We start from the raw sequence: 23,752 nt of genomic DNA on the forward strand, positions 1-23,752 counted from the left end.
GATGGAATTTCAACATGGCCGGAGGGAGATGCCGGCCTCATCCTGGGAGGAAAACATGCTGACTAGATTGATGAAACTGGCTCTGGGGCTGGCCCTGCCGATTGCCCTCCTGGCAAGCGGCCCTGCAATGGCCGAAATCCGCGAACACAGCCTCAAATTCGCCGCTGCCAATAACAAGGGCCATCCCCAGGTCATGGGCATGGAGAAGTTTGCCGAGCTGATGAAGGAAAAGAGCGGCGGCAAGATCGAGGTCAAGCTGTTTCCGGGCGGCGTGCTCGGCGGCGACGTCCAGACCGTGTCGGCGCTGCAGGGCGGCGTGATCGAGATGACGGTGCTCAACGCCGGTATTCTCGCCAGCAACGTCAAGCAGTTCGGCGCTGTCGACCTGCCCTTCCTCTTCAACAGCGGCGAAGAGGCCGACAAGGTGATGGACGGCGCCTTCGGCACCGACCTGATGAAGCTCCTGCCCGATAATGGCCTCGTCGGTCTCGGCTACTGGGAGCTCGGTTTCCGTAACCTCACCAACAACCGTCATCCCGTCACCAAGCTCGAGGATATCAAGGGCCTGAAGATCCGCACGATCCAGTCGCCGATCCCGATCGAACTCTTCAACAGCCTCGGGGCCAATGCCGTGCCGCTGCCCTATACGGAGCTCTATACAGCGCTTGAGACCGGCACCGTCGACGGCCAGGAGAACCCGGCCGCCAACATCATCAATGCCAAATTCTTCGAAGTGCAGAAGTACATGACGATCACCCGTCACCAGTACAATCCGCAGATCGTGCTCATCAGCAAGAAGTTCTGGGATGGTCTGAACGATGAGGAAAAGGCGGTCTTCCAGTCCGCCGCAACGGAAGCCCGCGACTATCAGCGCAAGGTGTCCAGGGAAAAGGATGCCAACGCGATCGCGGAAATCAAGAAGTCCGGCATGGAAGTCGCCGAACTCAGCCCCGAAGAGACGCAGAAGTTGCGCGACGCCGTCAAGCCGCTGATCGACAAGTTCACGGCTGAGATCGGCGCGGAGACCGTCACGCAGCTCTTCAAGGAGCTCGACACGGTTCGCGGCAAGTAAGCGGATCAGGGCCCGCAGCAATCCTGCGGGCCTTTCCCATCACAAGAGAAACGGGAACTGGCGCATGGCCGAGACACTGCTGAAACCGTTGAAGGCCGGGCTGATCGGCTCCGGCATCCAGGCTTCGCTGACGCCTGCCATGCATATGGAGGAAGGTGCGGCGCAGGGGCTGGATTACGATTATGAGCTGATCGATCTCGTCGAGCTGAATGCCTCGCCTGCCGATCTTTCGCGGCTGGTCGCGGATGCCGAAGAGCGTGGTCTTGCCGGCCTCAACATCACCCATCCCTGCAAGCAGCTCGTCATTGCCCTGCTCGACGAGCTGTCGCCGGAAGCCCGGGCGCTCGGCGCCGTCAATACGGTCGTGCTGAAGGACAGCAAGCGCTTCGGGCATAATACCGACTGGTGGGGCTTCGCCGAGAGCTTCCGGCGCGGGCTGCCGCAGGCCGATCTTTCCTCGGCCGTGCAGCTCGGAGCGGGTGGAGCGGGTGTCGCAACCGCCTATGCGATCCTGACCCTCGGCCTGAAGAGACTGACGGTCTTCGATCGTGAGCATGAGCGCGCCGTCGATCTGGCGGAAACGATGTCCGCGCTCTTTCCCGATGCGTCGATCACTGCCGGAGGCGACCTCGAGGCCGCGATGAAGGCGGCATCCGGGCTGATCCACGCTACGCCGACCGGCATGGCCAAATATCCCGGCACGCCGCTTCTGCCCGAACTTCTGGAAAGGCGGCATTGGGTCGCCGAGATCGTCTACTTCCCCCTGGAGACCGAGCTATTGCGGCAGGCGAGGCAGCGCGGTTGCCGGACGCTCGATGGCGGCGGCATGGCTGTCTTTCAGGCGGTCGGCGCCTTTCGCCTGATTACCGGCAGGGAGCCGGATGCCGGTCGCATGCTTGGGCATTTCAAGACCATGACGACTTAACGCTCTCGCAAGGACCACTGCGATGAAGACATCGATTGCGACTGTTTCGCTGAGCGGCGACCTCCGCGACAAGCTGGAGGCGATCGCCAAGGCCGGCTTCGATGGGGTTGAGATCTTCGAGAACGACTTCCTGATCTTCGACGAAAGCCCGAAGGAGGTCGGCCGGATGGTGCGCGATCTCGGCATGGAGATCACGCTCTTTCAGCCGTTCCGCGATTTCGAAGGCATGCCGGAGCCGCTGCGCAGCCGCACCTTCGACCGGGCGGAGCGCAAATTCGACCTCATGCAGGAAATGGGCACCGATCTCGTGCTGGTCTGCTCCAACGTCTCGCCGGCATCACTCGGCGGTCTCGACCGGGCGGCGGCGGATTTTCGTGAACTCGGTGAGCGCGCCGCCAAACGCGGCCTGCGCGTTGGCTATGAGGCGCTCGCCTGGGGCCGCCACATACACGACCATCGCGATGCCTGGGAGATCGTCCGGCGGGCCGATCATCCGAATATCGGCCTGATTCTCGACAGCTTTCACACGCTGTCGCGCAAGATCGACGTCAACTCGATCCGGTCGATCCCGAAGGAAAAGATCTTCATCATTCAGCTTGCCGATGCGCCGGTGATCGATATGGATCTGCTCTATTGGAGCCGGCACTTCCGCAACATGCCGGGTGAAGGCGACCTGCCGGTGCTCGATTTCATGAAGGCCGTTGCCGCAACCGGCTATGACGGCTATCTCTCGCTGGAGATCTTCAACGATCAGTTCCGCGGCGGTTCGCCAAGCGCGATTGCCGTCGACGGCCGCCGTTCGCTGATCTATCTCGGCGATCAGGTGAAGCGTGAGCAGCCGGAGAGCGCTTTGCCGGTGCCTTCTATGCCGCCGCGCGTTGCCGTCGAGGGCATCGCCTTCGTCGAGTTCACCGCCGATGAAGACGAGGCGCCGGAGCTCGAGGCGCTGTTTGCGAGCCTCGGTTTTCGCAAGGCGGCCAAACACAAGACCAAGCGGGTGACGGTCTTTCGCCAGGGCGCCATCAATCTCGTGATCAATACCGAGCGGAAAGGCTTTGCCAGCGCCTCCTACGCCGTCCATGGCACTTCCGCCTACGCCGCCGGCCTGATGGTCGACAATGCCGAGACGGCCTTGCAGCGCGCGATGGCGCTGGGCGCCGAACGGTTCTCCCAATCGCTGGATACCGGTGAGATTGAGATGCCGGCGGTCCGCGGCGTCGGTGGCGGCGTCCTCTATTTCCTCGACCGCAAGACCGCGCTCGGCCGCATCTGGGAAATTGAGTTCGATGCGATCGAGGATGAGGCCGCTCCGCAGCCGGTGGGGCTGCAATCGATCGATCATATGGCGCAGACGATGAAATATGAGGAGCTGCTGACCTGGCTCTTGTTCTACACCTCGCTCGTCGAGGCCGAGAAGACGCCGATGGTCGATATCGTCGATCCCTCGGGTATCGTCCGCAGCCAGGTCGTGGAGAACAGCGACGGGTCTTTGCGCATCACCATGAACGGTGCGGAAAATCGCAATACGCTCGCCGGCCGCTTCATCGCCGACACCTTCGGCTCGGGCATTCAGCATCTCGCCTTCAGGACCGACGACATTTTTGCGGCCGCCGCCGCTCTTGCTGCAAACGGTTTCGTGGCGCTTACGATTTCGCCGAACTATTATGACGATCTCGAAGCGCGCTTCGGCCTCGACGCCGACTTCGCCGATCGCCTCAAAGCCAACAACATCCTCTACGACCGCGATGACTCCGGCGAATATTTCCAGCTCTACAGCCCGACTTATGGCGAGGGCCTGTTTTTCGAGATCGTCGAGCGGCGCGGTTATCGTGGTTATGGCGCCGCGAACGCCATTTTCAGGATTGCGGCACTGAGGAAACATCTCAGACCGGCAGGTCTGCCCCGCGCCTGAAAGGCCGTCAGGCCGACGCCCGCAGCATCAGTTCGGCATTGAGAAGAATGCGGCCCGCCGGTGCGGCAGGCCCCTCCCCCTCGCCGAGCCGGTCGAGCAACAGCTCGATCGCCAGCCGGCCGATCTCGTTATAGTTCTGTGCGACCGTGGTGATCGGCGGGCAGGCATATCGGGACAGTGGATGGTCGTCATGTCCGGCGACGCGCAGGTCATGGTTGGCGCCGTGGCCGACCTTGAGGCCCAGCTGGTAAGCGGCGGCGATGACGCCGAAGGCGACGCGGTCGTTGGCGCAGAGTACGGTGCGTGTCGGGAAGCCCTGGCCCGACGTCAGGATGCGGGTTGCCTCCTCGAAGCCGAAACGCTCGAAATCCCAGCTCTTGCTATCGGCAAGCTCGACTATGCTGGGCGCCATGCGGAATTGCTCCATCGCCTCCAGGTACGCCGTCTGGCGCGTCAGGGCGTTGGTGTTGACATGCGGCATGCCGAAGTAGCAGGGCGGCTCGCCCGAGCGGCAGAGATAGTCGACGATCAGGCTGAAACTCTGGCGATTGTTGGTGCCGACGAAAGAGGACGTCTCGTCGAGCGGCGAGTCCACATAGATGAGGGGCACGCTGCGGCCGAGTTCGTCGAGTGTCGCATGATGGGATTCGACGCCGAGCGGCGCAATGATCGCGCCGGCGACATTCATCGATTTCAGCGTCTTGATCGCCCGGTCTTCCATCTCGGCCTTGCCGTCCGACGACAGGACGAAGGCGAGGAAGCCCGTCTCGTTGGCGATCATCTCGATGCGGCGGGTAAGCGCCATATAGAAGGGGTCGGTGGAATTGGGAATGATGACGCCGAGAATATTGCTGCGCCGCCGGTTGAGATTGACGGCGAATATGTTCGGTCGGAACCCCGATTTCTTCAGGGCCTGCTCGATTGTCTCCCGGGTCTTCTGGCGCACGGACATCGGGTCGCTGAAATATTTGGAGACGGTGGGACGCGACAGGCCGACGAACTCCGAAAAGTCCTCCATGGTTTTGATCGTCTTTCCCACCATCTGATCTCCTGACATGGCGTTTCTGACGGCTTTCTAGATGACTCATCGCCGGACGAAAAGCGGTCCTGTCGAGCGACCGTGATGACGGCGATAGTTCAAGATTAGTCGATGGAGAACTGCACCTTCATCGTTGCCGGATCGGCGGATTTCCTGGTGATGAAAGGCAGCACCTCGCCGAGCGGCAGGCGGTGGGACACCAGCGCCGCCATCGCGCCCTCGTCCCGTTTGAGGATGGCAAGGGCCTCGGGAATGTTGCGGTTCAGCGAATGGGACCCGGCAAAACGGATCTGGCGGCGGAATATCTCGAAGGGGGTAATGGAAATGCGCTGATCGGGCGCGCAAACACCGAAGACGAGAACCGTGCCGCCATCGGCGGTGAAATCGATCATGCCTTCCACGACGCGGGCGATCCCGGTCGCATCGGCGACGAAATCGAAGGCCCGGCGGCGGTCCGCGAGTGCCTGGGAACCCGAAACTGTTATCTCCAGCCCCAGCTTTTCCGCAAAGGCGAGACGTCCCTCGTTGATGTCGGCGACCGTCACCGACGAGACGCCCTCTGCCTTCAGGGAAAGCGCAAGCAGCAGCCCGATCGGTCCGGCGCCGAAGACCAGAGCTGTCTCCGTTCCTGTCGGCCCCGCCCACAGGCCGGCGCTGTTAAGGCCATTCAAAACGCAGGCGAGCGGCTCGGCAAGGGCGGCGAGATTGAAGTCGAGATCGCCGATTTCGTGAAGGTGATCGGTCCTGACCAGGCTGTATTCGGCAAAACCGCCGTTCTCCGTGACCCCATAGGCCTTCAGGTCGCGGCAAAGATTGGTCAATCCCTTGCGGCAGGCCCGGCATTCTCCGCAGGGAAGGTTGGGATCGACGACGACACAGGCGCCGACGGCGAGGCCGGAGACATCGCCGGCCACGGCCTCGATCACACCGGCAAATTCATGGCAGGGGACGAGCGGGAAGCGGCCCTCGCCGTAACGGCCATGGAGGACGTCGATATCGGTGTGGCAAAGACCGGCGGCGCGCACGCGCACCAGCGCATGGCCGGGCCGCAGTCCCGGCAGCGGCAGCGCCTTGGTGACCGCGACGCCCTTCTCGGTATAGCAGATGGCTTCCATCTTCCTGGCTCCAGACTTCTTGCGGAAGGGCGATCAGCTCATCCAGTTGCCGCCGTCGACATTGTAGGTCTGGGCAAGGATATAGTCGCTGTCCGATGAGGCAAGGAAGACGGCGAGGCCCTTGATGTCGTCGGGAGTGGCGAAGCGGCCGATCGGAACGGATTTGGCGACGGCAGCCTTCTTCTCGCCAGGCTTCAGCCCCTCCCATTTGGCAAAATGCGCATCGACGATATCCCAATGCTCGCCGTCGACGACGCCGGGGGCTATGGCATTGACGTTGATGCCGTATTTGACGAGCGCCAGTGCTGCCGACTGTGTCGCCGAGATGATCGCCGCCTTGGAAGCGCAGTATAAAAGCACCAGCGCCTCGCCGCGACGCCCGGCCTGGCTGGCCATATTGATGATCTTGCCGCCCCTGCCCCGGTTGATCATGACGTTCGAGACGGCTTTCATCATGAAGAGCGGGCCCTTCAGGTTGATCGAGAAAACCTTGTCGTAGCTGGCCTCGGTGATCTCGTTGACCGGGGCCATGTCGAAAATGGCAGCATTGTTGACGAGGATGTCGATCCCGCCGAACTCCTTGTCGATCTCCGCAACGAGCGTGTCGATCGCTGTGAGATCCGTGACGTCGAGCTTCATCGCTTTGGCCGCAGGGCCGATCGCGGCGGCGGATTTCGTTGCCCGTTCGATGTCGATATCGGCAATGACGACCTTGGCGCCTTCCTTGACGAATGCTTCGGCAAAGCCAAGGCCGATGCCGCGCGCACCGCCGGTGATGAGGGCGACCTTGTCTTTCAGTCTCATGTCGTTCTCCAGTTCAGCCGGCGCAGACGCCGGTAGTGCGAAATGACGGCTAACCGCCTGACCAGAAGGTCCCGGCAGTCGTGCTGCCGGGACCTTTCCGGGAGGAACTCGCGGCAAACCGCGAGGATGAAAGGCTTACTTCGGGTAGCCGGCCTTCTTCATATCGCGTTCGACCTGTTTCTGGGCACTGTCGAGAGCGGCATCGACCGATTGCTGTCCGGACAGCGCGGCGGCGATCTGCTGCCCGACGAGCGTGCCGATGCCCTGGAACTCGGGAATGGCGACGAACTGAACGCCGGTATAGGGAACGGGATCCTTGGTCGGCTTGGACGGGTCGGCCGAGAGGATGGCCTTCAGCACGGTATCGGCAAAGGGAGCCGCCTTTTGATATTCCGGCAGGGCGTAGGTCGATTTTCTGGTGCCGGGCGGCACCGCGACCCAGCCCTCCGTCTCGCCAACCTTCTTGACGTAGTCCTTGGAGGTCGCCCATTTCAGGAAGGATTTGGCCGCATCGAGCTTGGTCGAGGTAGCCGGGATCGCCAGGTTCCAGGACCATGACCAGCTCGAGCCATTGGCGGTGACGGCGACAGGCGCGCGTGTGAATGCGATTTTATCGGCCACTGTACTCTGCTTCGGGTCATAGACGCGACCGGCAGCCGAGGTCGCATCGATCCACATCGCGCAGTGGCCGGTTGAAAATAGCGCCTGGTTCTCGTTGAAGCCGTTCGCGGTCACGCCGGGAGGGCCGTATTTGGTCATCAGGTCGACGTAGTCTGTAATTGCCTTCTTCCAAGGCTCAGAGTTGATTTGCGGCTTCCAGTCCATGTCGAACCAGCGTCCGCCATAGGCGTTGATCATGGTTCCGAGGAACGCCATGTTCTCGCCCCAGCCGGGCTTGCCGCGCAGGCATAGGCCGTACTGTTCCTTCGATTTGTCGGTCAGCTTCGCTGCATATTCCTTGATCTGGTCGTAGGTCGGTTCATCAGGCATCTTGATGCCGGCGGCATCGAAGAGATCCTTGCGGTAAAGCGTAAACGAGCTTTCTGTATAGAAAGGCACGGCATAGAGCTTGCCGTCGACGGTCAGGCCCGTCTTGATCGGTGCGAGCAGGTCGTCATAGTCGTAGTCGGCGCCGAGATCGTCAACGGGCGCCAGCCAGCCCTGCTTGCCCCAGATCGGCGCCTCATATCCGCCGATGGTGATGATGTCGTACTGGCCGCTCTTCGTTGCGATGTCGGTCGTCACCTTCTGGCGCAGGACGTTTTCTTCGAGCACCACCCAATTCACCTTGTTGCCGGTCTCCTTCTCCCATTCCGGCGACAGTTTCTGCATGATGATCATGTCGCCATTGTTGACGGTGGCGATCGTCAGTTCCTCGGCGCCGGCCAGTCCGGCGGTCACGGCGAGGCAGGCGACGGATGCAGATAGAATGCAAATGATCTTGCTCATGGTCTCCGCTCCTCCTTTACGGATGTTCACGCATAAAATTACATGCGTAAACTTTTATCCGTCATCTCGGTTAATCTTGTCAAGCAGGTTTTGAAGAGATAATCGGCTGGAATTCAATCTGTTCACGTGGGAATCGTGTTTGGTGCGGATCGAAAGTGAGCCTCGCAACGCAAAATAAAACCAGTCCCCTATTTATTGCGCTGCAATATTGAAATTGCCGCGCGTCAAATTATTCTTGACTAGTCCTCCCAACCAAGTTACGGGCGGATCGAGGTTTTTTGACGGGTGTGCGGAGCGCAGGATGCCGCCGCTGCCCGCATGAAGGAGATTGCAGATGCCGTTGTCTCAAAGGGCGATTGCGCCGGAAGCGCTTGGGCCGACGATCACGGTCGGCGAAATCCTGGTGGAGATCATGGCGACGACGGTCGGTGCGGGCTTCCTCGAGCCGCAATCCCTGACGGGGCCTTATCCGAGTGGTGCACCGGCCATCTTCATCGACCAGGTTGCGCGCATGGGCGGTGCGGCCGGCATCATCGCCGGCGTCGGCAATGACGATTTCGGCCGCTTGAACGTCGATCGCCTGCGCCAAGACGGCGTCGACGTATCCGCCATCGCAATCCATGAGGACTGGCCGACAGGCAGTGCTTTCGTTCGCTACCGGCCGCATGGTGCCCGTGATTTCGTCTTCAACATTGCCAGATCCGCGGCCGGCCAGATCGGCTTGACGTCTGCCGCTGAGGCTCTCGTTCGGCGTGCCGGCCATGTGCATGTCATGGGAACGGCTCTTACCATTCCCGGTGCCCGCGAGGTGATCCTCTATGCCGTCGAGACGGTGCAGGCTCGCGGCGGTTCGGTGTCGCTGGACCCCAACCTTCGCAAGGAACTGCTGACGGATGACTGCGCGCTGGAAAGCTTCGGCAAGGTGCTTGCCGCTGCCGACCTGCTGCTACCCTCCGGCGAGGAGCTTTTCACCGCCGCCGGCCACACAGACGAAGCTGCCGCTGTGGCCAAGCTTTTGGAGAGCGGCATCGGTGAAATCGCGCTGAAGCGCGGCGAACAGGGCGCGTCCTTCTTCGCCCGCGGCTTTCCGCGCATCGATTGCGCTGCCTTTGCGGTTGACGAGGTCGATCCGACCGGCGCCGGAGACAGCTTCGGCGCGGCCTATCTCACCTGCCGCCGCAAGGGCATGGCGCCGGATGCCGCCCTGCTCCACGCCAATGCGGCCGGCGCTCGCAACGTGACCCAGCTCGGACCCATGGAAGGCGTCTCCACCCTTGCCGAACTAACGGCCTTTATCGCCGAAACCCCGAGGAGATAGACGATGGACCGGATATTGACCCGTCTTGCCGCCGCCCGGCGTAAAGGCAGACCCTTCGGCATCACCTCGGTCTGCTCCGCCCATCCCCTCGTCCTCAGGGCCGCAATCCGGCGGGCGGTGCACGACGGCGGGCCAGTTCTGATCGAGGCGACCTGCAACCAGGTCAACCATCTCGGTGGCTATACCGGCATGACACCGGAAGACTTCATCCGCTTTGCCGAGCGCATTGCCGCCGAGGAAGGGCTCGACCGGTCGCAGATGATCTTCGGCGGCGATCACCTCGGTCCCAATCCATGGCGCAAGGAAAAGCCGGAGGCCGCACTCGAGAAGGCTGAGGCCATGGTCGAAGCTTACGTCCGAGCCGGGTTCAGCAAGATCCATCTCGATGCCTCGATGGGCTGCGCCGGCGAGCCGGCCGCACTCGACGACCGGACGATCGCCGAGCGCGCCGCAAGACTGGCGCAGATCAGCGAAAGGGCGGCAAAGGCGAGCGGCGTGCCGCTGCCGCTTTATATCCTCGGCACCGAGGTTCCTGTGCCGGGCGGCGCCGACCATGCGCTCGAAGAACTCCGGCCGACCTCGGCGGATGCAGCCCGCTCGACGATCGCCATTCATCGCGAGATCTTTTCGCGGGCAGGATTGGAAGACGCCTTTTCCCGCGTCATCGCTTTCGTCGTCCAGCCGGGTGTCGAATTCGGCAGCGAGAACGTCATCGGCTACAGGCCCGAACTTGCGACTGAATTGACCGCACTGCTCGACGAGGAACCGCAATTCGTCTTCGAGGCTCATTCCACTGATTATCAGACGCGCGATGCGCTGACGCGGCTGGTGCAGGACGGCTTCCCGATCCTGAAGGTCGGCCCCGGCCTGACCTTTGCGATGCGTGAGGCCACCTATGCGCTCGATATGATCGCATCGGAGATGGTTGCCGGTTACGGCGATAGACCCCTTGCGGCCGCGATGGAGGCGCTGATGCTGGCAGCACCGGGCGACTGGCAGGCCCATTATCACGGCGACGAGACGGCTTTGCGTCTGCAGCGGCACTACAGCTACAGCGATCGTATCCGCTATTACTGGAACAGGCCCGAGGCCGACAAGGCGTTCGAGAGACTGCTCGGCGCGCTGCGCGGAAAGACGATCCCGGAGACGCTGCTGCATCAGTATCTGCCGCAGCTTTCGGCGGCTGAAGTCGGCGATCCCGAGACTATATTGATTGCCGCAGTCGACCGCGTGCTGGCCGATTACCAGAGCGCCTGCGGCACGGCGACCTGAATTTTCCGAGCAAAAAGAGAGACGCCTGGCTGCCGGGCGGGGAACCCGCCCTCCCCTCTCCGACGCTTACCGAGTCGTATAGCCACCGTCGATAACAAGCACCTCGCCGGTGATATAACTTGCCGCCGCCGAGCAGAGGAACAAGGCGGCCCCGGCCACCTCTTCCGGCTGCCCGACACGTCCCATCGGTGTCATGCTGCGCCAGGTCGGGAACCAGTCGGGATTGGCGATGCCGCCGCGCGACATATCGGTCTCGATATAGCCTGGCGCAATGGCATTGACGCGGATGTTCTCGGCGGCGACTTCGCTTGCCAGGCTCTTCGTCATCATGTGGACCGCCGCTTTGGAGGCGTTATAGGCGACCTGGTTCTGCGGAATGTTGGATACGATGCCGGAGATCGAGCCGAGATTGAGGATGACGCCGCCGCCCTGGCGCCGCATCGGTGCGAGTGCTGCGCGGCAGGTGCGGAAGACGGCGTCGACATTGACGGTCATGATCTCGCGCCAGATGGCATCGGAGAATTCGCCGCTGTCGCCATGAATGGCGATGCCGGCATTGTTGACGAGGATATCGAGCCGACCCGCCCGTGAGAGGATCTCAGTGACGAGCGCATCGGCGGCATTATCTTTCGTCATGTCGGCGGCGATGAAATCGCAATCGACGCCGGCCTTGGCGAGCCGGTCTTCCGCCGCCGCGCTGCGGGTTCTTCCGCTGATGAAGATTTTGGCGCCCGCCTCGCCGAGCGCTTCGGCGATCGCCAGGCCGATGCCGCGCGTGCCGCCGGTCACAAGCGCCACCTGTCCGTTCAAGCGAAATCTATCGAAGATCATGGCCGATTCCTTTCTGCGGTCGTGGGCGGCACATCCTCCTCAGATATCGGTGCTCTGCGGCAGAATGACGAGGTCGCGGATGGTGACGTTGCGTGGACGCGTCAGCATGAAGAGCACCGCTTCGGCCACTTCTTTCGGCTCCATCAGACCACCGGCGGCGAGCGCCTCGTCGAGCTTCTCCTGCGGCCAATCGCTGAGAAGAGCGGTCACGACAGGCCCTGGCGCGACGGCGCCGACCCGCAAGCCATGCTTGGCGACCTGTCGCCTAAGGGTGTGGACAAAGGCCTGGACCGCGTGTTTGGAAGCCGTATAGATCGGCTCCCAGACCACCGGGATCATCCCGGCGACCGAACTCGTCAGGATAATATCGCCGGTCTTGCGTCCGACCATATGCGGCAGCACGGCGTGCACCGAGCGAAATGCGGCGTTGATGTTCAGGTTGAGCATGCGATCCCAGGCGTCGGGATCGCCGTCAAGCACTTCACCGCCGATATAGGAGCCGGCATTGGCGTGGAAAATGTCCAACTGGCCCGCTTTCTCCAGAATAGCAGGCATCATCTGCGCCACGCTTTTTGGATCCAAGAGATCGACGACCAGGGGAATGGCCTTTTCGCCGAGTTTCGAGCAGACATCCCTCAACGCCTCTTCGTTGCGGTCGATCAGCACGACGCGGGCGCCTGCTGCAAGCATGGTCCTGGCGCACTCCAGGCCGATACCCGACGCCGCCCCAGTGACGGCCGCGACTTTTCCAGACAGATCCTGTCCCATTTTCTTCCTCTGCTTTCCTGTTGATTTAGGCCCGGCCGTGCGAAATGCGCGATCGGCGTGCCAGCGAGTCGACGATGACGGCGACGGCAAGAACGGCCCCCGTGATCATGTAACGAAGCGACGACGACAGATCGAGGAGCGTCAGACCGCTCGCGATCGACTGAATGACGATGATGCCGAGAAGGGCCGAATAGGCGCTGCCGCGCCCGCCGAACAGGCTGGTGCCGCCGATGACCGCCGCAGCGATGGCGTTGAGATTGACGTCGCCGGTGCCGGCCTGCTGACTGGCCGTCGCCAATCGCGCCGCCGAAAGCACGCCGCCGGTCGCGGCCAGCAGGGCGCACATGACGAAGGCGCTCGCATAGATGCGCGATACGTTGATGCCCGAGCGGCGGGCCGCCTCCCTGTTGCCGCCGACGGCATGCATGGAGCGTCCCCACTTCGTGCGGGTCAGCGCATAGTTCATCGCTGCGACGAGGCCGACGAAAAGTCCGAACATCCAGGGAATGCCGCGTGACTGGTTGAGATAGAAGGCGACCGCTTCCAGGGCGAGGGTAATGATGACGGCGCGCAGGAGCAGCCCGCCAACGGTTTTCGACGACAAGCCCGCCGCCCGTCGGCGCGCCGCCGTTCGGTAGCTCGCGAAGAAGAAGGCAAAGCCGGCAACCGCCACCAGCAGATAGGCGACCGGGTCGGGCATCACCATGATCTGGCCGAAATTCACCAGCCAGGACCCATAGGGAAGATTGATCGAACCGGTTGCTCCGAGAATATAGAGCTGGAGGCCGAGAACCGCGAGCAGTCCGGACAGCGTGGAGACGAAGCTCGGCATACCGAAGCGGTTGAACAGGAACGCGTAGAGCGAGCCGATCAGGACGCCGACGATCATTGCAGCGAGCACCGCCAGGACCACCGGCCAGCCCTGGTTGACCCAGAAGACGCCCGTGAGCGCCGAGGCGAAGCCGCTGACTGAACCGACGGAGAGATCGATCTCGCCAACGATCAGGATGCAGACGATGCCGAGTGAGATGACGCCGACCGTCGAGCAATCGAACAGCATGTTGACGAGGTTGGCGCTGGAGAGAAACACCGGGTTGAGGGCCTGGAAAACTGTCCAGATGATCGCCAGGCCGACGATGACAGGCAGCGAGCCGAGGTCGCCCGAGCGGATGCGGTCCCAGAAGGCGCGGACCGATCCGGCAAAGCTGTCGTCATGGCGCACTCTTTCGTCGCGCCGGTCGAGAAGCGCGGGTGTTGCCGGCTCGTTCTGAATGGTCTTCATCATGGCCTGCCCTCCTCATTCTCTTGGCTTTGCGCCTTGCGGCGCATCGCGCGACGGGAGACGGAATTGTTGGATGCGCCGGTAATCGCGCTGACGAGCTCTTCATTGGATGCGTCGGGCATGAAAGTGCCGTTGTTGCGGCCGAGCCGAAGGACGACGATACGGTCGGCGACGGCCCGCACATCCTCCATGTTATGGCTGATCATGATAACGCCGAGGCCGCGCTCGCGCACGCGCTCGATCAGATCCAGCACCTCGGCCGTCTGGGCAACGCCGAGGGCGGCCGTGGGTTCGTCGAGCATGATCAGTTTCGGTTCGAGCAACAGCGACCGGGCGATCGCCACGGTCTGACGCTGGCCACCGGAAAGCGAGGCGACGGGCTCGCGCACGCTTGGGATTCGCGCGGAAAGTTCGTTCAGCAGCTTCCAGGCGCGGATCTCCATCGCGACCTCGTCGAGCTGGAAGGGATTGAGCTCCTTTCCGAGAAAGATATTGGCGACGACGTCGAGATTTTCACAAAGCGCCAAATCCTGGAACACGGTCGCAATGCCCAGATTGAGCGCAGCGCTGGGGCTCGATAAATCTGCCTGTTGGCCCTCGAACAGGATGGTGCCCGAGGTCGGCTGGTGGACGCCGGCCAGAATCTTGACCAGTGTCGATTTGCCGGCGCCATTGTCGCCCACCAGCGCCACGACCTCGCCGGCATGCACGTCGAGTTCGATGTCGGTCAGCGCCGACACCGCTCCGAAATTCTTCGAAACTCCGCGCAGGCTGAGGACGGGCTGGCGCGAGTCAAAAGTGTGAGAGGTGTCAGACATCGCCTGGCCTTTCCGAAAAGCGAAGCGGAAGCGCGACCGATGGCGGCCGCGCTTCCCTGGCGGATTACTTGATAATGCCGAGCTTCTTGCAGCCGTCGGCGTAACGGCCGGTGCACAGCTCCTCGGCGGTGTTGATCTTCTTGTCGATGATCTCGGTCTTCAGGTTCTCGGCGGTCACGACGGCCGGCACGAAGAGCTGCGCCGGTGTGTCGTAGAGCGTCATCTCGGCCTTGATCGTCTCGCCTGCCAAGAGCTTCACGGCGACGTCGGCAGCGGCAGCAGCGACGATTTCGCTCGGCTTGGAAATCGTGTTGTACTGATCCCCCGATATGATGAGCTGCAGCGCCGCGATCGTCGCGTCATTGCCGGTCACCGGCGGCACGGGATCGACGCCGGCCGCCTTGAAGGCGGCGATGGCGCCGCCGCCAGTGCCGTCATTGGCGGCGACGACGCCGACGATCTGCTTGCCGAAACGGGTGATCTGTCCGGCCGCCCATTGCTGGGCATTCGCCGGCTGCCAGTTCGGCGTATCGAATTCGGCAAGCGTCTTGTATCCGCCGCTCGCCAGACCCTCGTGAATGCCGTCCTTGATCAGCCCGGCGGCGGCATCGGTCGGCGAACCGTTGATCTGCAGAATGCCGCCGCCGTCGGTCGGCACGTTCTTGGCCTTCAGATGCTTGACGAGCGATTCCGCAATCGCCTTGCCGATCGCTTTGTTGTCGAAGGAGACATAGAAATCGGCCTTGCCCTTCGGGATCGGACGGTCATAGGCGATGACCTTGACGCCCTGGCTCTGAGCGAGCTGAACGAGCGATGCGGCCGCCGCGGAATCCACCGGATCCAGCACGATGACCTTGGCGCCCTGGGTGATGGCCGAATTGAACTGCTGCTGCTGTTTGGCGATGTCGGCATCGGCATTCTGATAGATGACTTTGCAGGACGCACAAAGCTTCTTCATTTCGGCGACGAAGCCGGGGTGGTCGTGCTCTTCATATCGGGTCGAGCCCTGGTCTGGCATGAGGAACGCGACGGTCGCATCCGCAACAGCGCCTTGTGCAAAGGCGGAAGTCCCGCCGAGCAAGGACAGCATAAGTGCCGCGGCGCCTGCCGCTTTTGTCGAAAATTTCATCATTTCCATCTCCTCCCATTGGAAAAAATCGTGTAGTGCGTGATTGCAGTGTTCTGCTGTGCCGTTCGGCTGAATGAGCGGCTGTGCCTGTCCCAGTGGTTTGCTGTTTCTGAGGACAAGCGTCTCCTCTCGCGAGCCGCTCCTCGCGCGCTCACGTTCAAGCCTGCGTCAGTTTTCGTTCCTCCTCCTTGTCCTCCCCTATTGCCGTCTTCGGCGGACCTTATGCCGCCTTTGCCACGTTGATATTGTCACCCAACAATCGCCGGAAGCGCGACGGTGTCATGCCTTTTTCCGCGAGAAACTGGCGGTTGAAATTGGACAGATTATTAAAGCCGACCTCGAAGCAGATGTCGGTGATCGACGCATGGTCGTCGCTCATCAGGATTTGGCAGGCGAGATTGATGCGCAGGCGTTTCACATATTGCACGAGCGACATGCCGGTATGGCGGCGGAAAGCGCGTGAGAAGGCGCCTGTGGACTGTCCGGCAATCGCAGCGAGATCGGTTTCGTCGAAGGATTTCGTCAGATTTTCTCTGATATAGGCGAGCGCCTGGTTGATGCCGGCCGACATATAGCCCGAGGGATCGGGCAGATAGCTAGGGCTTGCGAGAAGCTGGGCATCCTGCGCCCGGCTGAGCAGCCCGACGATCATCATGAAGAGCTCGATACGGCGTACGCCCTGGGCCTGCTGCACCTCGTTCATTAGAGGCGCCACCTGCCGGCTGGTCTCAGTGCCGAAGAGCACGCCCCGGCGGGACGCTTCGAGGACCGGCTCGAAGGGATTGAGCTCGGGCAGCACCTTCATCGTGTCGCTGATAAAATTCTCACTGAACTGGATGAGCTGGCATCGAAGCGGAATACTCGATCCCTTCGGGACGTCGCTGATCCAGTTGTGAGGCAGATTGGGGCCGGCCAGCACCAGATTGCCGGGTTCGAACTCCCCGATGAAATCGCCGACGAAATAGCGTCCCGTGGTCGCCACGACGAGATGCAGTTCATATTCCGGATGAAAGTGCCAGCGAACGGTGTGATAGGGATAACCATGCGCCTTCGTTGCGAAGGATTCGCCCGGTCTGATCTGAACGACTTCCAAGTCGGGTTCCATCGTTTCCTCCTCCGAGGGGCGATTCTACGTCCGCCTGCCAAATTCCCTTCGGCTTTATTATTATGACGAGTGTAGTGGGCTCGCTTCATGCCCGCCACCACGATTCCCGGCCAAAACCGATACTTTTTTGATGATTGACGCTACGCCGGCGGCGCAAAGACGACGGCAATCTGAAATTCATCTCAGGCGGCCAGGGCGGCAATGACATTCCTGACCAGTGCAGCCGAAGACAGCCGGCTCGTGGCGCAGCTCGGGGCACCGATGGCCCCGACACGCACGGAGACGCCGCCGCGCGCATTGGCGATCGCAAACATCGACTCGTCGGTCAAATCATCCCCGATGGTAATCGGGCAGCGGTTCTTGAAAGGATCTGACTGAAAAAAGCGCTCCAGCGCATCGCCCTTGCTCGACCGTGCCGGTCGGAGCTCGAACACCCTTTTACCGAGCTGCAGCGCCCAGTTCGGTCCGGCAAGCTCCGCATAGTAGTGCATGCGCTCTTCAATGACTTTTTCATATTCCGGCGCCAGCCGGTAATGCGCGGCAACGGCTGCACCCTTATCCTCTATCAGAACACCCGGGTAATGTTCGGCTTCGGCGGTCAATGCATGTTTCAGCGCCTGGAATTCGGGGGTCGCCTCGACCGTATGCATTCCGGCGGCGCTCCTGATCTCGGCGCCATGCAGGCCTGCGGTTGGAAATGCAAAGGGCTTGAACAGCTCGTCTGCATAGGCAAGCGAGCGCCCGGTGACCAGCGCCAAGGCGCCGCCGAGCTTGTTCGAAAGGCGATGAAGATGTCCAGGCAGGTCTTCTGGGACCTCAATCGCATCCGGCGTAGGCGCAAGGTTAAGCAGCGTTCCGTCGATGTCGAGAAACATCGCCCAGTGCTCCGGTTCCCCCAGCACCAATGAAAGCATTTCCTGCGTAGTGGTGTCGTCCTGCACGGCATTCTCCAAATTCTGCAATCATTGAAGCTAGGTCGCCGGCGGACGAGGGCAAGATGAGTTAATAAGCTCCGGAACATCCAGAGGCTGGTCGGCGTTTTATTTTGCCGCCTGTTCGACCCCTCGCGGCCGGAAAGGGACATCGATGGCCAAACGCAATCCGGAGCCCCGTGACGGGGCGAGTGCCCCATTAGCGCATGGCGCGATGGTCCTGCCGTTGGTAACGATCGACGACTACAACAACGAACTGCGTGACAAGAACGGCTTCGTTGGCGACAACGCCAACAAGAAGACCTTTCAGCAGAAGCTTGAGGATTGGAGAAATCATGTCCGCAAGTTCGGAGACGATCCGCTCGGCAGGGTCGAGACGACGAAGCTTTCCAAGAAAAAGATCGAGTCTCTGCTGAAGGGAGACGACATGGAGGCCGCCGCACTGATCATGGGCGCGGTGGAGGACTTCGCACAGGATTTCGCCGAGGTCATCAAAAAATTCCTCAAGGACGAGCGCTGGTCCAAGACCGAGCGCATCGTCGTCGGCGGCGGCTTCAGGCAAAGCCGCTTCGGGGAGCTGACGATCGCCAGGACCATGGTTCTGCTCAAGGCGGCCGGTATCGATATCGATGTCATCCCGATCGTCCACCATCCCGACGAAGCTGGACTGATCGGTTCCGTCCACCTCATGCCGTCCTGGATGTTCAAAGGCTATGAGGCGATGCTGGCCGTCGATATCGGCGGCACGAACGTCCGTGCCGGAGTCGTCGAGTTCGGAAAGGAAAAAAAACCGCACTTTGCCGATGCGAGTGTCTGGGAATCGACCATCTGGCGTCACGCCGACGACGAGCCGAGCCGCAGTGCGACGATAGAAAGGCTGGCGGCGATGTTGCAGGAGCTGATCGATAAGGCAGAAAAGGCCAATCTGAAGCCTGCCCCGATCATCGGGATCGGCTGTCCCGGTATCATCAAAGCAGACGGTTCGATCGAACGCGGCGGACAGAACCTGCCAGGCGGCAATTGGGAAAGCGACAGCTTCAACCTTCCCGCGGCACTGATGAAGGCCATTCCCGCAATCGGCGATCACAGCACATTCGTGATGATGCACAATGACGCCGTCGTGCAGGGCTTGTCGCAGATCCCATTCATCGACGACGTATCGACATGGGCGGTGCTGACCATCGGAACAGGGTTGGGCAATGCCCATTTTACCAATCGAGAGGGAATGAAAGCGCGGTAGCCCCGACCAAGAGCGGGAAAGCGGCCGGCAACGCAATGATCATGTCGCCCCTCCTGCGCGCGTTGACTGCAAATGGAGTCGGCCGCCGCTGTGTCAGCCTTATGGTAAACAACAGGTAAACAACGAGGAATTCCGTAGACGGAAGCAAATTCCCCCGTAGGTTCCGTTAGGCAGGAGATGATTTCCGGAGGAGCAGGTCGGCATGGGACCGTTCAACGATTTCCATCATATCTCTCGAGACATGATTCGCATAGCGCGAGCGTCTGCAATCCTTACAGTCGATGGTCACATGCGACTGTTCCCGTCTGCGCGCAGCTCAGCTGCGGCCGCTGTTCGCGACTCCTGCAATACGCATGGTCCGGACAGAACACGGCCGTCGTATTCGCGGGCATGCCGTCGCATTGTCGCTGTCGCAAGCGCCATCATCGGGACCGATGCTTGATTGAGCCCCTCTCCTTTTTCGCCGCACATGGAAAAGATGGTGATAAAGTCGCCGGGCGGTTCTCCGCCGGTTCAAATTGCGCTTATCTCTCCTTCACGCAAGCTCACATGCAGACGAAAGATGGAAGATGAACTTCAAGGGAATAAGCGCTCCGCTCAATGCCGGCCGTCTCGAACAAATGCTCGGCCTTGCCCCGTCACGCCGCGATCCCGAATCCCAAGATGGAAATGTCAAGGCTTCCGGCGTCGAGCCCGTCCGCGGCTTGGAGGCCGAAAGCCTCTGCCGTTCCTCTGCCTATAAATAAGAAGCGGCATTTGTCTGGTCGATCTGTGCCAAGCGCAGTTACCCTGCGATGAGCCGGCGGTGGCTTTCACGTCCGTCGAGAATCTGCGGCGATACGTCGGGCCGGCGCCGGCGATGCGGGTTCGCCGCCGTTGTCAGCTGACAATTGCGCTAAGATTCCGGAATTCCACGCAATTTTTTTGACGAATTCAGTTTGTTATATATTGGCTAACCAAGAAATCGCTTGACGGAATCGCCAGACTCACGATCATTTGCGCAAAATTGCCCGATTTATCAGGATTTGCGTGAATGCCGACCAAGGCCGCGATTGTTGAGAAAGCCAGAAGAGCGAGTCAAGTCTCGATCGACGAGACGATTGCGCAGGACTCGACGATGCTCAGCAGCCAGCTCCAGGTGCTGTTCGAGCGGTTATTTTCGCCCGATGCCCGCAAATCGCTGCGGCGATTCAGCAGCACCGAGGCCGCCAAGCTGCTCGGCGTCACCGACAGCTATGTTCGCCACCTCACCGCCCAGGTGGAAAGCATCAATCCCGAAAAGACGGCGGCCGGCCGCCGTGTCTTCTCGCTCGAAGAAATCCATGCGATGCGCCAGCATCTGGGGCGCACCAAACCCTCCTATCTGCCGACGCGCCGGCCGGGCGACCACCTCCAGGTGATCGCCGTCACCAATTTCAAGGGCGGATCCGGCAAGACGACAACGTCGATCCATCTGGCGCAGTTCCTGGCGCTGCGCGGCTATCGTGTGCTCGCCGTCGACCTCGACCCGCAGGCGTCGATGTCGGCGATGCTCGGATATCAGCCGGAGTTCGATGTCGGTGAAAACGAGACGCTCTACGGCGCCATCAAATATGACGAGACGCGCCGCGACGTTGCCGACATCGTCCGCCAGACCTATTTCCCCGGTCTCGATCTCATTCCGGGCAATCTCGAACTGCATGAGTTCGAGCACGATACCCCGAAGGCGCTGGCCGACAGCAATCGCGACGACAAAGACATGTTCTTCATGCGGGTCGGCAATGCGCTGCATTCGCTGGAACAGAGCTACGACGTCGTCATCATCGATTGTCCCCCTACCCTCGGCTTTCTGACGCTGTCTGCTCTCTGCGCTGCGACTGCCGTGCTGATCACCGTCCATCCACAGATGCTCGACGTGGCGTCGATGAACCAGTTCCTGACGATGACCTCCGACCTTCTGGCCGTCGTCAAGCAGGCAGGCGGCAATCTCGAATATGACTGGATGCGCTATCTGATCACCCGTTATGAATCCAATGACGGTCCGCAGGCGCAGATCGTCGCCTTCCTGCGCAGCCTGTTCGGCGAGCGTGTGCTGACCTCGATGATGGTGAAGTCAACGGCGGTTTCGGACGCTGGCCTGTCCAAGCAGACGATCTACGAGGCGGGCCGCGAGACGATGCATCGCCAGACCTATGACCGCGGCGTCGAATCCGTCGACAATGTCAATGCCGAGGTCGAGCAACTCATCCGCAGTGCATGGAGCAGGACATGAGCCCAAAAGGTCGCGATATCCTGAAGAGCATGGTTGGCGCTGTCGAACCGGCGCGGCCGGAGACGCCAAGCGCGCCGCCGCCGCATCGACCATCGGGTGCGGTCAAGGCGATGAACTTGTCGCTGGGACGGTTGGGAGAGGAAGCAGCCGCCGCCAAGGCCCTGCGTGAGTCCCTCGCCTCTGGCGACAAAGTGCTGGAGATCGATGCGGCTGCCGTCGAAATGTCCTTTATCCGCGACCGCATCCCGGTCGACAAGGATCCTGAGTTCGAGCGATTGAAGCAGTCGATCCAGGAAAGCGGACAGCAGGTTCCAATCCTTGTGCGTCCGGACCCGGTAAAGGCTGGGCATTACCAGGCCGCCTATGGCCACCGGCGCTTGCGTGCGGCCGCGGAGATCGGTCTTCCCGTCAAGGCCATAGTGCGCAAGCTCACGGATGAAGAACTGATTCTCGCGCAGGGCCAGGAGAACGGCCCGCGTGTCGACTTGAGCTTCATCGAACGGGCGCTGTTTGCGCGACGCATGGATGAACACGGCTTCAGCCGCGACATGATTGCCCAGGCGCTGGCGACGGACAAGCCGGAAACGTCACGGCTGCTGCAGGTGGCGCAGACGATCGATCCCGAGATCATTCTGGCCATCGGACCGGCACCTAAGGTCGGGCGTCCGCGCTGGTTGGCCTTTGCCGAAAAATTCAGGGAGGCAGGCGGGCGAAAGAAGGTGCAGGCCGCAATCGGCGCTGCAGCTTTCCACACGCTGGAGAGCAATAGCCGCTTCGATATCATCTGGAAGGCGCTGGAGGAGAAGAGCGCACCGCAGCGGGCGGAGCAGACGCTTCGGACCCGAAGCGGGGGAACGCTCGCTTCGGTGACCCGTTCTGGAAAAACCTTTCGCATCGCCGCCAAATCGGCGGCGTTTTCGGAATTCCTGGCCCGGCGGTTGATAGGCCTCGCCGCTGAGTTCGAAGAGGAAAATGAGGGAAAATGAGGCAGTTAGACCGATTGTCAGCTGACAATTCGGACAGGAGATAACGCGCAAAAGAAAAAAGCCCCCGAACGTCACCGTCACGGAAGCTTTCCTCGTAGTCTTGAACACCTCCGAGAATCGCACTTCCGAGAATCGCTGTCAAGAGTTTTTGGCGCCGTTTTGGCGAGCGGATTTCTTTTGCCTCGTCGAGGTGGAAGAGATGGAAACCGGAAGTATAACGACGCCCTTCGGGCGGCGGCCGATGACGCTTGGCATGCTCGCAAGCCAGGTGATGGCGGGTGAGATCAAGCCTGATCAATCGGTCGACAAATGGAAGCTGTTTCGCGCGCTGTGCGAAGCAAAGCCGCTGCTTGGCATCAGCGACCGGGCGCTAGCGGTGCTCAATGCGCTCTTGAGCTTCTATCCCAAGAACGAACTGGCCGAGGAAAACGGGTTGATCGTATTCCCGTCCAATGTCCAGCTTTCGCTGAGAACGCACGGCATGGCCGAGCAGACCGTGCGGCGCCATCTTGCGGCACTCGTCGAGGCGGGGCTTCTGGTGCGCAAGGACAGTCCCAACGGCAAGCGTTATGTCCGCAGGGACAGGGCAGGGGAGGTCAACGACGCCTTCGGCTTTTCGCTGGCGCCGCTGCTTGCTCGCGCCGAAGAGATCGAACAACTGGCCGCCGAGGTGATGGCCGAGCGGCTGCATGTCCAGCGCCTGCGCGAACGCATCACGCTTTGCCGTCGTGATATCGCCAAGCTGATCGAAGCGGCCATCGAAGAGGACGTTGAAGGGGATTGGCAGAGCCTTCACCTGGAGTTCCGGGAACTGATCGAAGGCCTGCCACGGTCGCCGACGACGGCACAGCTCGAACAATTGCTGGAGGAATTGACGGCGCTTCGGACGGATATCCTTAACCGGCTGGAAATTCGTGTTAAATCGACAAAACAGCGCGGCAATGCCTCTCATATCGAGCGTCACATACAGAATTCAAATCCCGACTCCACCTCTGAACTTGAACCAAGCTTCGACACGAAGCCGGGCGCGAGGCCGGAGCAAGACAACGGGCGAGGCGCCGTGACGCCGGAAGAGGGGAGGAGCGAGGCGATCCGTTCGGACAATCGGCCGGGACGGCAGGCTGGACGACCCGGCGGCCGTGATGATGCCGGCGGATTGAAATCCTTCCCGCTCGGCCTGGTTCTGCAGGCCTGCCCCGAGATCCTTGCCTACGGGCCGGATGGCGTGATCCGAAACTGGCGCGACCTGATGACGGCAGCCGTCACAGTTCGATCGATGCTGGGCGTCAGCCCGTCCGCCTATGAGGAGGCGGCAAATGTGATGGGCGCGGAAAATGCCGCGACCGTGATGGCGTGCATCCTGGAGCGCGGAGGCCACATCAATTCCGCCGGCGGCTATCTTCGCGACCTGACGCGGCGAACCGAAAAGGGAGAATTCGCGATCGGCCCGATGTTGATGGCGCTCTTGCGGGCAAATGCGCCGGCCGGCCGAAAGGCGGGATAA

20 protein-coding genes are annotated in these 23,752 nt (G+C 61.3%); 9 read left to right on the top strand and 11 right to left on the bottom strand.

The window, feature by feature from the left end:
• Positions 1-55 precede the first annotated feature (55 nt).
• From Tal182_RS24245 to Tal182_RS24255, 3 genes are all read left to right on the top strand, one after another.
• The gene (locus tag Tal182_RS24245; RefSeq protein ID WP_085861345.1) at positions 56-1,072 is read left to right on the top strand and encodes a TRAP transporter substrate-binding protein; all 1,017 of its coding nucleotides are present in this window, start codon (positions 56-58) and stop codon (positions 1,070-1,072) included.
• Between the two features lie 64 nt (positions 1,073-1,136).
• Positions 1,137-1,997, top strand: a complete 861-nt coding sequence (locus Tal182_RS24250; RefSeq protein WP_085861318.1) for a shikimate dehydrogenase — start codon at positions 1,137-1,139, stop codon at positions 1,995-1,997.
• 22 nt (positions 1,998-2,019) lie between these two features.
• A complete protein-coding gene (locus Tal182_RS24255; protein WP_085861319.1) occupies positions 2,020-3,909 on the top strand; it encodes a sugar phosphate isomerase/epimerase and 4-hydroxyphenylpyruvate domain-containing protein in 1,890 nt (629 codons plus the stop codon).
• Between the two features lie 7 nt (positions 3,910-3,916).
• Here the strand turns inward: Tal182_RS24255 and Tal182_RS24260 are convergent, their stop codons facing one another.
• The 4 genes from Tal182_RS24260 to Tal182_RS24275 all read right to left on the bottom strand — a co-directional run bounded on the left by Tal182_RS24260 (position 3,917) and on the right by Tal182_RS24275 (position 8,316).
• The gene (locus Tal182_RS24260) at positions 3,917-4,927 is read right to left on the bottom strand and encodes a LacI family DNA-binding transcriptional regulator (RefSeq protein ID WP_085861346.1); all 1,011 of its coding nucleotides are present in this window, start codon (positions 4,925-4,927) and stop codon (positions 3,917-3,919) included.
• A gap of 125 nt (positions 4,928-5,052) precedes the next feature.
• Entirely contained in the window at positions 5,053-6,063 is a 1,011-nt protein-coding gene (locus Tal182_RS24265; protein WP_085861320.1) for a zinc-dependent alcohol dehydrogenase family protein, read from the bottom strand.
• A 33-nt stretch (positions 6,064-6,096) separates the two neighbouring features.
• Positions 6,097-6,867 carry an L-iditol 2-dehydrogenase gene (locus Tal182_RS24270; RefSeq protein ID WP_085861321.1) on the bottom strand — a complete coding sequence of 257 codons (771 nt, stop codon included), beginning with the start codon at positions 6,865-6,867 and terminating at the stop codon, positions 6,097-6,099.
• 135 nt (positions 6,868-7,002) lie between these two features.
• A complete protein-coding gene (locus tag Tal182_RS24275) occupies positions 7,003-8,316 on the bottom strand; it encodes a sugar ABC transporter substrate-binding protein (protein WP_085861322.1) in 1,314 nt (437 codons plus the stop codon).
• A 334-nt stretch (positions 8,317-8,650) separates the two neighbouring features.
• Here Tal182_RS24275 and Tal182_RS24280 point away from each other — a divergent pair, with 334 nt between their 5' ends.
• Both Tal182_RS24280 and Tal182_RS24285 read left to right on the top strand, forming a co-directional pair.
• Entirely contained in the window at positions 8,651-9,634 is a 984-nt protein-coding gene (locus tag Tal182_RS24280; protein ID WP_085861323.1) for a sugar kinase, read from the top strand.
• 3 nt (positions 9,635-9,637) lie between these two features.
• Complete coding sequence (locus tag Tal182_RS24285) at positions 9,638-10,906, top strand: D-tagatose-bisphosphate aldolase, class II, non-catalytic subunit (protein ID WP_085861324.1); 1,269 nt, start codon at positions 9,638-9,640, stop codon at positions 10,904-10,906.
• A gap of 66 nt (positions 10,907-10,972) precedes the next feature.
• Here the strand turns inward: Tal182_RS24285 and Tal182_RS24290 are convergent, their stop codons facing one another.
• The 7 genes from Tal182_RS24290 to otsB all read right to left on the bottom strand — a co-directional run bounded on the left by Tal182_RS24290 (position 10,973) and on the right by otsB (position 17,801).
• Positions 10,973-11,737, bottom strand: a complete 765-nt coding sequence (locus Tal182_RS24290) for an SDR family NAD(P)-dependent oxidoreductase (protein ID WP_085861325.1) — start codon at positions 11,735-11,737, stop codon at positions 10,973-10,975.
• Positions 11,738-11,776: 39 nt separating this feature from the next.
• On the bottom strand, positions 11,777-12,505 hold the full coding sequence (locus Tal182_RS24295; RefSeq protein ID WP_064807149.1) for an SDR family oxidoreductase: 729 nt from the start codon (positions 12,503-12,505) through the stop codon (positions 11,777-11,779).
• Positions 12,506-12,530: 25 nt separating this feature from the next.
• Complete coding sequence (locus Tal182_RS24300; RefSeq protein WP_085861326.1) at positions 12,531-13,790, bottom strand: ABC transporter permease; 1,260 nt, start codon at positions 13,788-13,790, stop codon at positions 12,531-12,533.
• Positions 13,787-14,605: an ATP-binding cassette domain-containing protein gene (locus Tal182_RS24305; RefSeq protein WP_085861327.1), complete on the bottom strand. Its 819-nt coding sequence runs from the start codon at positions 14,603-14,605 to the stop codon at positions 13,787-13,789. The genes Tal182_RS24300 and Tal182_RS24305 overlap by 4 nt, the downstream gene beginning before the upstream one ends.
• Before the next feature lie 64 nt (positions 14,606-14,669).
• A complete protein-coding gene (locus Tal182_RS24310) occupies positions 14,670-15,743 on the bottom strand; it encodes a sugar ABC transporter substrate-binding protein (protein ID WP_170965874.1) in 1,074 nt (357 codons plus the stop codon).
• A 211-nt stretch (positions 15,744-15,954) separates the two neighbouring features.
• On the bottom strand, positions 15,955-16,839 hold the full coding sequence (locus tag Tal182_RS24315; RefSeq protein WP_064807153.1) for an AraC family transcriptional regulator: 885 nt from the start codon (positions 16,837-16,839) through the stop codon (positions 15,955-15,957).
• A gap of 182 nt (positions 16,840-17,021) precedes the next feature.
• The gene (gene otsB, locus Tal182_RS24320; RefSeq protein WP_170965873.1) at positions 17,022-17,801 is read right to left on the bottom strand and encodes a trehalose-phosphatase; all 780 of its coding nucleotides are present in this window, start codon (positions 17,799-17,801) and stop codon (positions 17,022-17,024) included.
• 124 nt (positions 17,802-17,925) lie between these two features.
• Here otsB and Tal182_RS24325 point away from each other — a divergent pair, with 124 nt between their 5' ends.
• The 4 genes from Tal182_RS24325 (at position 17,926) to repC (ending at position 23,752) form a co-directional block, all read left to right on the top strand.
• Positions 17,926-19,011, top strand: a complete 1,086-nt coding sequence (locus Tal182_RS24325; RefSeq protein ID WP_085861328.1) for an ROK family protein — start codon at positions 17,926-17,928, stop codon at positions 19,009-19,011.
• A gap of 1,033 nt (positions 19,012-20,044) precedes the next feature.
• A complete protein-coding gene (gene repA, locus Tal182_RS24330; protein ID WP_064807157.1) occupies positions 20,045-21,262 on the top strand; it encodes a plasmid partitioning protein RepA in 1,218 nt (405 codons plus the stop codon).
• The gene (repB, locus tag Tal182_RS24335; RefSeq protein ID WP_085861329.1) at positions 21,259-22,248 is read left to right on the top strand and encodes a plasmid partitioning protein RepB; all 990 of its coding nucleotides are present in this window, start codon (positions 21,259-21,261) and stop codon (positions 22,246-22,248) included. Before repA ends, repB begins: the two co-directional genes overlap by 4 nt.
• Positions 22,249-22,447: 199 nt before the next feature.
• Positions 22,448-23,752: a plasmid replication protein RepC gene (gene repC / locus Tal182_RS24340; RefSeq protein ID WP_085861330.1), complete on the top strand. Its 1,305-nt coding sequence runs from the start codon at positions 22,448-22,450 to the stop codon at positions 23,750-23,752.

The organism is Rhizobium sp. TAL182 (assembly GCF_002117725.1).
GTDB classification, from domain to species: domain Bacteria; phylum Pseudomonadota; class Alphaproteobacteria; order Rhizobiales; family Rhizobiaceae; genus Rhizobium; species Rhizobium esperanzae.